Below are 12,720 nucleotides of genomic sequence, written 5' to 3' on the forward strand. Positions count from 1 at the left end.
CCACGATCCAAAAACAATAATTCTGAACGGAGACAAAACCATGCTTGGCTTAATGCAGGATCACCCGCTGCTTATTTCATCGGTTCTGGAACATGCGCTCAAAGCGCATCCACAGGGCCAGATCGCCTCGCGCACCGTCGAAGGGCCGATGCATCACTGCAGCTATGCCGATATCGGCCGCCGCGCCAAACAGCTGGCCAATGCCCTGACTGCCCTGGATGTGCAACCCGGCGACCGGATTGCTACGCTGGCCTGGAACGGCTACCGTCACATGGAGTTGTACTTTGGCGTATCGGGCATGGGTGCAGTCCTGCATACCATCAACCCGCGATTGTTCCCTGAACAGATCGAGTTCATTGCCAACCACGCCGAGGACCAGTACCTGTTCTTCGACCTGTCGTTCGCCGCGCTGGTCGAGCAACTGGCCCCGCAGATGAAGACCGTCAAAGCCTTCATCGCCCTGACTGATCGCAGCCGGATGCCGGCCATAGAGGTGCCCAACCTGTTGTGTTACGAGGAACTGATTGAGGACCAGAGCGACGAGTTCATCTGGCCGGTTATCGATGAACGGGCCGCTTCGTCGCTGTGCTACACCTCGGGTACCACCGGAAATCCGAAAGGTGTGCTGTTCTCGCACCGCTCTTCGATCCTGCACTCCCTGGCGTTGTGTACCCAGGACGGTTTCGCTTTGTCATCGGCGGATTCAGCGCTGTTGGTAGTGCCGATGTTCCACGTCAATGCCTGGGGCATGCCCTATGCGGCGGCGATGAGCGGGGCGCGTCTGGTTCTGCCGGGGGCTTCGCTCGATGGCGAGAGTCTTTATCAACTGATGCGTGACGAAGCTGTGACTCTGGCCCTTGGCGTACCCACGGTTTGGATGTCCTTGCAGCAATACGTCGAGGCCCATGAACTGGACCCGGCGGTGGATCTCCAGCTGAACCGAGTAGTGATTGGCGGGGCGGCGGCGCCGCGGGCTCAGGTCGAGACTTTCGAAAACCGATTCGACGCCCGGGTCCTGCACGCCTGGGGCATGACCGAGATGTCGCCGCTGGGTACCGTCTGCAACCTGCTGCCTAAGCACCGCTATGCCACACTGGATGAGCGCCTGGATTTGCAAGCCAAGCAGGGACGGTCGTTGTTCGGGGTATCGATGAAGATCGTCGATGCCGCGGGCGCCGAGCTGCCTCGTGACGGCAAGGCCTCTGGACACCTGCTGGTAAAGGGACCGTGGATTGCCAGTCAGTATTATCGGGGGGAGGGTGGGCCGATCCTCGATGACTCAGGCTGGTTCGATACCGGGGATATCGCCACTATCGACCCGGATAATTACATGCAGATCACTGACCGGGCCAAGGATGTCATCAAGTCCGGTGGCGAGTGGATCTCCTCGATCGACCTGGAAAACGCCGCGGTGAGTCATCCCGCGGTGGCGGAGGCCGCCGTGATCGGAATTCCCCATCCCAAGTGGCAGGAACGACCGCTGCTGATCGTCGTCCTGAAAGCCGGTAAGATAGCCAGCAAGGAAGATCTGTTGGGTTTCCTGGAGTCCCGTGTAGCCAAATGGTGGTTGCCAGACGATGTGGCCTTCGTTGACGCGCTACCACACACGGCGACCGGCAAGCTGCAAAAAATGAAGTTGCGCGAACAGTTTCAGGACTATCGTCTAGCATGTCGCTAGCCATCACGTTCCGTCTCTTTCACGCAGTGCAGCACTCTGTCGAGAGGCAACTCCAACATGGATCGCATAGAGCCCGAACTGGTCCTCAAGACCACTCCGCCGCGAAGCCAGAAAATGACGCAATTGCGCGAGCGCCTGCGCATTGACGCCCCCGAACTGGTGGACAAGGTGGCGATCGCTATCCATGGCCCGGCGGGGTTCGGCAAGACTTACCTGCTGGCCCAGTGGCGCCGGGAGTTCCTGTCGCGTGGGGCGGTGGTCGGCTGGTTGACGCTGGATAGCCATGACGATGGCGTCCGCTTTGCCCAGGGGCTGGCCGCGGCCATGGCCATAGGCACTGGTCGACAGTCCTTCGCCGGCGCTCTGGAGCGTATGCCCGGTCATGGTCGCGATGAGCTGGAGGGGCTGACGGACTGGTTGGCAGAGGTGGCCGACCTGGGCAGCGAAACCGTGTTGATTCTCGACGAAGCCGACACATTGCCGGCGGCGACCGTTCGCCATTCCCTGACTTATCTGCTGCACAACGCCCCGGCCAACCTGCGCATCATCATGGCCTCGCGCCGACGCTTGAGCCTGCATGTGGCCGACCTGCTGGCGCGCGGGTTGTACGCCACGATAACGGTCACGGCATTGCGTTTTCGCGTCGAAGAAACCGTGGCGATACTCAGCAGCCGCTTTGCCGCACGTATCGATCCGGACCTTTGCGTGCGCCTGCACGAAATCACCGAAGGCTGGCCACTGGGGTTGCAACTGGCGATTTCCGCGATAGAGAAGAGCCCTAGCCTGGTAGCGGCTATTGAGGAACTGTCGGCCTGCTCGGGTGATATCCAGCGATATTTCGTCGATAGCCTGGTTGCCCGACTATCTGTCGAGCAGGTCGAATTTCTCACCTGCATTGCCCTGTTGGAGATGGTTCATCCCTCGCTCTGCGTTGCCTTGACCGGCAATGAGCGGGCAGCTGAACTGCTGCATGAGTTGTGCATCTCGACGCCGATTTTCGTCGAAAGTGTCGATAGTGACTGGGTGCGTATTCATCCGTTGGCCAGGGAGTTTCTGCTCGGGCGTTTTGCCGTACTGCCACTGACGCAGCGTCAGGCGCTCCATGAGCGGTCGGCGAGCTGGCTCGAAGAACAGTCGTTCTTCGAAGAGGCGGCTCGGCAATACCGGTTGGCCGGGCGTGCCACCGAGGCCTACGCGATGATCGAACAGTGCCTGTACGAGATCATGTTGCGGGGGCAATTCAGCCGGGTGATGGAATGGATCGAAGAGCTTCCCCCGCAAGAAGTGGAATCCCGTCCGCGCATGTACCTGGCGGCCGCCTGGTCGCTGGCAATGAGCGAGCGGCATGTCGAGGCGGCGAGGTTGATCGCCGGCATCCAGCAGGACCCGCTCGCCGATGAAGCCACTCGTTGCGAAGCGGCGGCAATAGCCAGCGCCGCGGCTTATTTTGCCGACCGGCCGGATGAGTCGCTGGCACTCATCACCCCTTGGGTGGACGCGCCACCGTCTGGCTCGATCAAACTGCAAGCCATTGTCGCCAACCAGATCGCCCGGCTGACGCTGTTCCAGGGCCAGCCGGAGAAGGCCCGACGGATCTTCCAGCGGGCGCCGCACTATGCCTGGAGCCCCGGCCTCGATGCGATTCGCGGATTTGGCGAATGGGTGGTGGGCATGAGCTACCTTAGCGAGGGGCGCATGTTACCGGCCGAAACTTCGCTGCGAGACAGCCTGTTGCGGGCTGAACAGGACATCGGTCGGCGCAGTCCGGTGGCGGTGATGCTGGCCAGCGGTCTGGCTGCAGTGCTGTTCGAGCGTGGACTGATCCAGGAAGCGACGACGGTGTTGGCCAACCGCCTGGATGTGGTCGAGCGGCTGGCCTCACCGGATGCGATCGTCATGGGCTTTCTCACCGCCGCACGCCTGGCCATGTTGCAGGGCCAGGCACACCGTGGATATGACTTGTTGCAGGCACTCTGCGCCCTCGGCGAGGAGCGTGACATTGCGCGTTTCTGCATGGTCGCTCTGGGTGAGCAGATTCGCCTCAACGCCCTGCAAGGCCGGGCCGAAACCTGCCAGGCGCTATGGCGTCGCCTGGATGAAAGAATGCCCGACGTTGCCCGCGAACAACATGGGTTGCTCGGACCGGAGTTGAGCATGGTGGCCGGGCTGGCGAACGCCTATGTCGCACTGGTGCAGCGCGACTGGTCGAAAATGTTGGACGTCCTGGCGATGGTTGGCGAAACAGTCGAGTGCCTGCGGCGTGGCCGCGAAATCGTTCAGGTCAAGTTGCTCAAGGCCCTGGCGCTCAGGGAGTCGGGTGGAGACGGGCTTCCCTGCCTTCTGGAGGCCATCAGCCTGGCCGAGGAATACGATCTGCAGCGAGTCGTGCAAGACACCCATCCGGATCTGCTCAAGTGGGCGCAAGATCTTCAGCGGGAAAATGTCCGACCGGTTACGCCGGCCATGCACCAGCCACCTCCGGTTCCGCGCCCGGAACCGATCTCGAACGTTTCTCCCAGCAGCCTGTTGACGCCCAAGGAGCGTGAAGTGTTGCAGTTGCTGGCACGCAACCTGTCGAACAAGAAGATAGCCCTGGCGCTGAATGTCGGCGAAGAAACGGTGAAGTGGCACTTGAAAAACCTCTTCGGAAAATTCCAGGCCGGCACGCGCCGGCATGTCGTCGATCGCGCCTACATGCTGGGTATCCTTCACCCAGCCGGCTGAGGCCGGATCCGCGCTGTATCCTGGCCGTCCTTCCACCTCCCCCCCCCGAATTCACTCCCCCCCTGACGTTGGGGGTGGCTGATTTGCAGCGACGTCATAGTCTGAGTACCAAGCCGAGTGTGCACTCCTGACCGAATTCGCCGGTCCTGTGTAGCGATGCTCGATAAACCAATTACAAAAAGATTTGCCGACGCATGGCGGCTATCCAGGAGCAGGGGCTATGAGTGAAAGAGTGCTGATTGCGGGGGTGGGCATGGCCCCGTTCGTTCCGCTGAGCGCTCGCGATGGCGTCGCTTCGCTGGCTGGCCGGGCGATCCGGTCGGCGCTTGATGATGCGCGTATTGACTTCGATCTGATCGACCAGGTGTTCGCCTCTTGCGTACAGGGCGAGGCCGGTAGTGCCGAGCAGGTGTTGGCGCAGATCGGCCTCACCGGTATTCCGCTCTTCACCACTAGCGATGGCTGTGCCTCGGGCAGCAGCGCGTTCCAGCTTGCCCGCAACAGCGTGCTTTCGGGCGAGGCCGAATGCGCTTTGGCGCTTGGCTTCGAATGCATGCCGACGAGTATTTCCAACCGGGCCTTTTTCGGCTTGGACGAATGCCCAGACGATGAGTGGGACAGCCTGGGAGGTCGCAACGATCCACTGGCATTTCTCGCCCGCCGTCAGCATCCGGCCGCGCTGTTCGCCGCCCAGACCAGTTGGCTGTTGACCCGGATGGCAATTGAGGAAAGCAGCTTCGAGCGGGTGATCAACCACGCTCGGGCGCAGGCCAGGCTTAATCCCTATGCGGTGCTGCACCGTTGTTCAGACCGCGATGGCTGGCTTGCCCCCTACCTCAGCCCACCCGCTCACGGCGCGGCGGCGGTGCTGCTTTGTACTCCGACGTTCCTGGCGCGTTATGGCGCCCGGGGTGGTGTCGCAGTGCTCGCCAGTGTGCGCGGCAGCGATACCGCCTCCGAGCAAGAGTCCAGTTGTGTGCTCGATGTACTGGGGCGGGCCGCAACCCGCCGCGTTGCGCAGCAGGCCTACGAAATGGCCGGAGTCGGGGTCGAAGACATCGAAGTGGTGGAGTTGCACGACCAGAGCGTCGGCGACTTCATGGTGTACAGCGCGGCACTGGGATTGTGTCAGGAAGAAGGGATCGACAGTTTCGTCCGGCACACCTGCAGATCATGGGGCGGGCAGGTTGCTATCTGCCCCTCGGGAGGCCTGCTGGGTCGTGGACATGCACCCGGTGCAACAGGGCTGGCGCAGATCTGCGAACTGGTGTGGCAGCTGCGTGGTGCGGCCCAGGCCAGGCAGATCACCGGTGCCCGGACGGCCCTCCAGCACAGCGCGGCGCTTGGCCGAGCAGTATCAGTAACCATTCTGCAGCGGACCTAAGGAAAGAGCCCTGAGAATTCAAGCGTGACTTTTCGTGAACCATAGAGAAGGTGAGCAAGTTAGATGAACAACAACAATAAGATCTGCCATGCAAACTTGCGTAAAGGGCTTCTGGCTTCTGCGATTCTGGCGGGGCTGGGGATTACTCCCGTGCAGGCCCTCGAGATCGATACCGGCAACGAGGATCTCTCGGTGCGCTTCGACAATACCTTGAAGTTCAACTACGCCCAGCGCGTGGAGGCACCCAACAGCAAGTTGGCGCATTCGTTTAATAACAATGACGGAGATCGCAACTTCTCCTCCGGCACTGCGGTTTCTCAGCGACTGGACGTGCTGTCCGAGCTGGACGTGGTTTACAAACAGAAAGCCGGTTTCCGGGTCAGTGCCAACACCTGGTACGACCATGCCTACGATGATGTCGGCAGCGATAATGCTTCGACCAACCAGCTCAACAGTGGGGTGCCGGATTCCCGACACCAGAGCGGTTACGCCGATCGTTATTACAACGGTCCTTCTTCGGAAATTCTCGATGCCTTTGTGTTTGGCAGCACGGAAGTCGGTGATGAATCGCTGCTCAGTGGCAAGGCAGGCAAGCACACTGTTTACTGGGGAGAAAGCATTCTGGCCTTTGCGCATGGCAACAGTTACGGCCAGTCCGGCCTGGATCTTTCCAAGGCGCTGGCAGTGCCGGGAACGGAAGCCAAAGAACTGTTCATTCCGCGCAATCAATTGTCCACAAGCTTCACGCTCAATCCGGAACTGACGCTCGCTGCGCAGTACTTCCTCGATTGGGATGCCGCGCGTCTGCCAGAGTCGGGCACGTATCTCGGGTTTAACGACGGCATTCAGAGTGGTGGGCACAACCTGTCTCTCGTTGCTGCACAGAACCCGTTCTTCGGTGCTCCCGGCCCCATAGGCGCCAACCAGTTTCTGCGGCTCAACAACGGCCACACCTTCACCCCGGACAAGCACGGCGACTTCGGTTTGATGGCCAAGTGGAGCCCGGAATGGCTGCAAGGCACCTTGGGTGTCTACTACCGCAAAACTTCCGACATCCTGCCGAACCTGGCCTTGCAGCCAACGGCTGTGGGTCCTGCGCAACTGATCTCCGGCAACGCCGGCAGCTACAACCAGTTCTACGTCGACGACATCGATATCTATGGCCTCAGCCTGTCGAAAAGCTTCGAAGGTGTGAGCGTCGGTTTCGACTTGAACTATCGCCACAACATGCCATTGGCCAGCGTACCGGCAACGGTCAATCCAGCGGCAGGTCGTGCCGGTCTGCCAGGCTTCATCAGCAATTTCGACGGCGACAACGGCGTGGCCCGCGGCAACACCGTTCACGCCGTACTCAACGGCTTGACCACCTTTGGTGACACGCCGGTCTGGGACAGCTCGAACTTGCTGGTCGAACTCGCCTACAGCCGCTGGCTGGACGTCACCGAGAACAAACAACTGTTCAAGGGCGAAGACTGGTATCGCGGTGTCGACAAGGTCACCAAGGACAACTACGTCCTGGGCGTCAACTTCACGCCGACCTGGTATCAGGTGTTCCCCGGCATCGATATGTTCATGCCGGTCACTTACAACGTCGGCCTCAACGGCAATTCCGCCATCCAGTTAGGCGGTAATGAAGACTCCGGCAGCTATTCGGTGGGCGTCGGCATGGACGTGCACAACCAGTACCGGTTTGACCTGAAATACGTCGACAACTTTGGCCCGTTCGACACCTGCGATTCCGCCGGTGGCTCGGGTGCACAAGGCGCGGGCGCCGCACCTGGTGCCAACGGGCAGTACAACTGCGTACCGGGGCAAACCACTGCCTTCAGCGGTACTCAGCCTCAGCTCAAGGATCGGGGCATGGTCACTTTGACGTTCAAAACGACCATTTGATCGAAAGTCTTTGCTTGATAGCAGGAGTCACTCCATGAAATTCGTCAACACACTGTTGTTCACTGCCTTGACCGTTGCCATTGCAGGCACGGCACACGCGGCAGTCTCCCCGGTCGAAGCGGCCAAACTCGGCAGCAGCCTGACCGCCGTCGGTGCGGAAAAAGCCGGCAATGCCGACAACACCATTCCGGCCTACACCGGCGGTCTCTCCACGGTACCGGCCGGCTTTCAGGCGGGCAGTTCGTTCCGTCCCGACCCGTTCGAGGCCGACAAGCCACGCGCCGTCATCGACGGCAAAAATACCGCTCAGTACGCCGACAAACTGACCGCCACCACACAAGAATTGCTCAAGCGTTATCCGACGTTCCGGGTCGATGTGTTCCCGACCCATCGCAGCGTGGCGCTGCCGCAACGGCTGCTGGACAACACCGCGAAAAACGCCGTCGGCACCAAGACACTGGAAGGTGGTGTCGCCCTGGAAAACGCGCTGCCGGGCGTGCCGTTCCCGATTCCGAAAGATGGCTATGAGGCCATGTGGAACCACCTGCTGCGCTATCAGGGTTACGCCACCAACTTCAAATACGATTCCTGGAACGTCGACGGTTCCGGCAGGGCTATTCTGGCCACGACCGGTAACGCCTATCTGGAATATCCACTCTACGACCCGAAGCGTACCGAGCCGGCAAAAGAGAGCGACCTGTTCTTCAAAACCAAACTCTATTACCAGGCCCCGGCCCGTCGTGCGGGTGAAGCCATCCTGGTCCAGGACGCCGTCAACCCGCTGAAAATGGAGCGTCGTGGCTGGCAATACCTGCCAGGTCAACGCCGGATCAAACTCGCGCCGGACATTGCCTACGACACGCCGAACCCGGGTTCGGCCGGTGCCTCGACGTATGACGATGCGTGGGTGTTCAACGGTGCGATGGACCGATACGACTTCAAACTGGTCGGCAAGAAGGAAATGATCATTCCTTACAACACCTACAAGCTGAACTATCACAAGGAAGCGGCGGACATCACCACGGCGAACCACGTCAATCCCGACTTGATGCGCTGGGAGCTGCATCGTGTGTGGGTGGTCGAAGCGACGCTGAAACCGGGCAAACGCCACATCTACAGCAAACGCACCTTCTACCTCGACGAAGACAGCTGGATTGCCCTGGCCTCGGATGAATACGACGCCAGCGGCAAGCTGTACCGCGGATCCTTCGCGCACCTGGCCTACAGCTACGACGTGCAGGCACCGAACTCCGACAACCACATGATTTATGACTTTGTCTCCGGCAGCTACAACATCACCGGCATCTACGGCCCGTACGGCGGCATCAAGTACATCGACCCGCTTTCGAAAGCGCAGTGGGCACCTGAGTCATTGGCTGGCACCGGTATTCGCTAAGCCATACACGCAGGTGTTTTTTTGTCGCCGACAGTGTTCCTCGCACTGTTCGGCGGCTTTTTTTGCCGAGTAAATCTCATGAATGCATTTAGATGGATAACGCTGGCTGCGCTAGGCGTGGCATTGGCCGTGCCATTTACCAGAGCCGTGGTCGCCGCGGAGTTTGTCGATACGCTGTCGAGTCCGGCGATTCAGAGTGAAAAAGCCATTAACGGCATGTTCACCGGGTTGGCCACTGCGGGTAAACGCCTGATTGCCGTGGGCCAGCGCGGCCATATTTTTTATTCCGATGATAGCGGCGTCCGCTGGCTCCAGGCAGAAGTGCCAGTGAGTTCCGATCTGGTGGCCGTGCAGTTCCCGAGCCCGACGCAGGGTTGGGCCGTTGGGCACGACGGTGTTGTGCTGCACAGCGACAACAATGGTGAAACCTGGAAACGTCAACTCGATGGCCGTCAGGTCGGGCAGATCATGCTCGAACACTATCAGCATCAAGCGGCACCGGATGACGCTCTGCTGGCTGATGCTCAACGAATGATCGATGAAGGGGCCGACAAACCCTTTCTGGACGTGTGGTTCACGAATGAGAAAACCGGCTATGTGGTCGGCGCGTTCAACCTGATCTTCCGCACCGACGATGGCGGCCGAACCTGGGTTCCATTGATGGACCGCACGGACAATCCGGGAGCGTTGAACCTCTACGGGATGCGTGCGATCGGCGATGACCTGTACATCGTCGGCGAGCAGGGGCTGGTGTTGAAATTGGACCCGACGACGCAACGCTTCGTCAGCGCCCCGACACCCTACAGCGGCAGCTATTTCGGCATCACCGGCAAGCCCGGCGCCGTGCTCGTTTATGGCCTGCGCGGCAATGTTTATCGAAGCGTCGATCACGGGGCGAACTGGGACAAGGTTGAACTGGGCCTGTCCTCGAGTATCACCGCGAGCACGGTCACGGCCGACGGTCGAATCATTTTGGTCAGTCAAGCTGGACATGTCCTTGTCAGCGCTGACAACGGTGCAAGCTTCACGCAAGCGCCACAAGAACGCCTGGGGCCAGCGGCTGCGGCGCAGGCCGTCGGGTCAGGTTCTGTGGTGGTCGCAGGCGCACAGGGCTTGCGCCAGTTGCCTTTCGAATGAGCCCACTTCACATAATAAAAAGAGACGAGCCTTCTCATGGGTAACTACAACCTCGATACGATGCCGGTGATCCGAGAGCTCAAGGGCTTCGATGCACGCTCCGGCAACTTTCTGGAACGCTTGATTTTCAATAACCGCCTGCTGGTGGTGCTGACCTGCCTGATCTTGACGGTGCTGTTGAGTTACTTCGCGGCCACCCGGCTGACGCTCAACGCCAGCTTCGAAAAGATGATTCCGCAAAGTCAGCCGTACATCAAAAACTACCTGGAGAATCGCCAATCCCTGCGCGGGTTGGGCAATACGGTGCGGGTGGTGGTGGAGAACACCGACGGGGACATCTACGACCCGAAATACCTGGACGTGCTCAAGGAAGTCAACGACGCCTTGTTCCTGACGCCGGGTGTCGACCGGGCGTGGATGAAGTCGTTGTGGACGCCGGCCGTGCGCTGGACCGAGGTCACGGAGGAGGGCTTCCGTGGCGGCCCGGTGATGCCGGATTCCTACGACGGCTCGGCAAGCGGGGTCGAGCAACTGCGCTTGAACATTGCGCGCTCCGGGATTATCGGCAGTCTGGTCGGCAACAACTTCAAGTCGAGCATGATCGTGGTACCGCTGCTGGAGAAGGATCCGGTCACCGGCCAAGCCATCGACTACCACCATTTCTCACGCATGCTCGAAGAGCAGTTGCGCGACAAGTTCGAGTTTGCGGACAACGGCGCGGTGCACAAGGCTGGAGAGGAGGGCAAAGGCCCGATCAAAATCCGGGTTATCGGTTTCGCCAAACTGGTGGGTGACCTGATCGATGGGTTGATGCTGATCATGATGTACTTCGGTGCCGCGGCACTGATCGCCACCGCCATCATCTACCTGTTCACCCGTTGCGTACGCAGCACCGCATTAGTGATTCTGTGCTCGGTCATCGCCGTGGTCTGGCAACTCGGGCTGGTCACATTGTTCGGTTATGCGCTGGACCCGTTTTCGATTCTCGTGCCGTTTCTGGTGTTCGCCATTGGCGTGTCCCATGGCGCGCAAAAAATGAACGGGATCATGCAGGACGTTGGGCGCGGCACTCATCAGCTGATTGCCGCGCGTTACACCTTCCGCCGGCTGTTCCTCGCAGGGTTAACCGCGTTGCTGGCCGATGCCGTGGGTTTCGCCGTCTTGATGCTGATCGACATTCCGGTGATCCAGGATCTGGCGGTCACCGCGAGCATTGGTGTAGCGGTATTGATCTTCACCAACCTGGTGCTGCTGCCGGTGTTGCTGTCCTATTGCGGCGTGAGTCCCAAGGCTGCGGCGCGGACCCTGCGTCAGGAAAGCCAGGAGTTGAAGGGCAAGGGGCTGGGCAATCTCTGGAGCCTGCTCGACCGCTTTACCGAACGCCGTTGGGCGACGGTGGCGGTGGTGGTGGCAGGGTTGCTGGCGGTGGGTGGGTTCATGGTCAGCACTCACTTGAAGATCGGTGATCTCGACCCGGGGGCGCCGGAGCTGCGTGCCGATTCGCGGTACAACCGTGATAACGCCTACATCACCGCTAATTACTCACTCTCCAGCGACCAGTTTGCAGTCATGGTCAAGACCGCCAGCGAAGGCTGCCTGAAGTACGAAACCCTGGTCGAGGCGGACCGCCTGGGTTGGTTGCTGCAACAGCAACCGGGGGTGCAGACCACCGTGTCGCTGGTCAATGCGGTGCGGCAGATCACAGCGGGTTCCTATGAAGGCAACCCGAAAATGCTGACCATCGCCCGCAACCAGAACGTGCTCAACTACGGTGCGCAGCAGGCGTCGGTAAACAACCCTGAACTGTTCGACAACGATTGCTCGATGATGCCGGTGATTGCCTACCTTTCTGATCACAAGGCCGAAACCCTCGACCACGTGGTGAAAGTGGCCGATCAGTTCGCCCGTGCACACAGCAACGATGATCGTCAGTTCATGCTCGCGGCCGGTAGCGCTGGGATCGAAGCGGCAACCAATATCGTCGTGCGTGATGCCAACCGTACCATGCTGTTCTACGTGTACGGCGCGGTGATCGTGCTGTGTTTCATCACCTTTCGCAGTTGGCGGGCCGTGATCGTGGCGGTGGTGCCGTTGATGCTGACGTCGATTCTCTGCGAAGCGTTGATGGTCTGGCTGGGCATGGGCGTGAAGGTCGCGACGTTGCCGGTGATCGCCCTCGGTGTGGGGATTGGCGTGGACTACGCGCTGTACCTGCTCAGTGTGCAACTGGCTCAGCAACGTGCCGGTCTATCGCTGACCGAAGCTTACAAAAACTCCGTCGCGTTTACCGGCAAGGTCGTGGCACTGGTGGGCATCACCCTGGCGGCAGGTGTGATCACCTGGGCCTGGTCGCCGATCAAGTTCCAGGCCGACATGGGCATCCTGCTCACGTTCATGTTCATCTGGAACATGGTCGGGGCATTGGTGCTGATCCCGGCGTTGTCGCATTTTCTGCTGAGGAAAACCCACTGATCCGAGCATGAAAAAGCCCCGCGACCGGATGCGGCG

The 12,720-nt window shown here is 60.2% G+C and carries 7 protein-coding genes; all 7 read left to right on the plus strand.

The window, feature by feature from the left end; all coding sequences use genetic code 11:
* Positions 1–40: 40 nt before the first annotated feature.
* The gene (locus ACA062_RS10385) at positions 41–1,678 is read left to right on the plus strand and encodes a 3-(methylthio)propionyl-CoA ligase (protein WP_497456275.1); all 1,638 of its coding nucleotides are present in this window, start codon (positions 41–43) and stop codon (positions 1,676–1,678) included.
* Positions 1,679–1,735: 57 nt separating this feature from the next.
* A complete protein-coding gene (locus tag ACA062_RS10390; RefSeq protein WP_497456276.1) occupies positions 1,736–4,402 on the plus strand; it encodes a helix-turn-helix transcriptional regulator in 2,667 nt (888 codons plus the stop codon).
* 220 nt (positions 4,403–4,622) lie between these two features.
* Complete coding sequence (locus tag ACA062_RS10395; RefSeq protein ID WP_497456277.1) at positions 4,623–5,786, plus strand: thiolase C-terminal domain-containing protein; 1,164 nt, start codon at positions 4,623–4,625, stop codon at positions 5,784–5,786.
* A gap of 63 nt (positions 5,787–5,849) precedes the next feature.
* Entirely contained in the window at positions 5,850–7,679 is a 1,830-nt protein-coding gene (locus ACA062_RS10400; protein WP_497456278.1) for a DUF1302 domain-containing protein, read from the plus strand.
* A 34-nt stretch (positions 7,680–7,713) separates the two neighbouring features.
* Positions 7,714–9,075, plus strand: coding sequence for a DUF1329 domain-containing protein (locus ACA062_RS10405; RefSeq protein ID WP_497456279.1), 1,362 nt, complete (start codon positions 7,714–7,716; stop codon positions 9,073–9,075).
* Positions 9,076–9,153: 78 nt separating this feature from the next.
* Entirely contained in the window at positions 9,154–10,212 is a 1,059-nt protein-coding gene (locus ACA062_RS10410; protein WP_497456280.1) for a WD40/YVTN/BNR-like repeat-containing protein, read from the plus strand.
* A gap of 36 nt (positions 10,213–10,248) precedes the next feature.
* Positions 10,249–12,684, plus strand: coding sequence for an efflux RND transporter permease subunit (locus tag ACA062_RS10415; protein ID WP_497456281.1), 2,436 nt, complete (start codon positions 10,249–10,251; stop codon positions 12,682–12,684).
* Positions 12,685–12,720 lie beyond the last annotated feature (36 nt).

This window comes from Pseudomonas sp. LBUM1679 (genome assembly GCF_059695565.1).

Bases quoted from the DNA above. Each gene is read 5' to 3' on its own strand.
- ACA062_RS10395 (WP_497456277.1), top strand. From the start codon at position 4,623: ATGAGTGAAAGAGTGCTGATTGCGGGGGTGGGCATGGCCCCGTTCGTT.
- ACA062_RS10390 (WP_497456276.1), top strand. From the start codon at position 1,736: ATGGATCGCATAGAGCCCGAACTGGTCCTCAAGACCACTCCGCCGCGA.
- ACA062_RS10410 (WP_497456280.1), top strand. From the start codon at position 9,154: ATGAATGCATTTAGATGGATAACGCTGGCTGCGCTAGGCGTGGCATTG.
- ACA062_RS10385 (WP_497456275.1), top strand. From the start codon at position 41: ATGCTTGGCTTAATGCAGGATCACCCGCTGCTTATTTCATCGGTTCTG.
- ACA062_RS10415 (WP_497456281.1), top strand. From the start codon at position 10,249: ATGGGTAACTACAACCTCGATACGATGCCGGTGATCCGAGAGCTCAAG.
- ACA062_RS10400 (WP_497456278.1), top strand. From the start codon at position 5,850: ATGAACAACAACAATAAGATCTGCCATGCAAACTTGCGTAAAGGGCTT.
- ACA062_RS10405 (WP_497456279.1), top strand. From the start codon at position 7,714: ATGAAATTCGTCAACACACTGTTGTTCACTGCCTTGACCGTTGCCATT.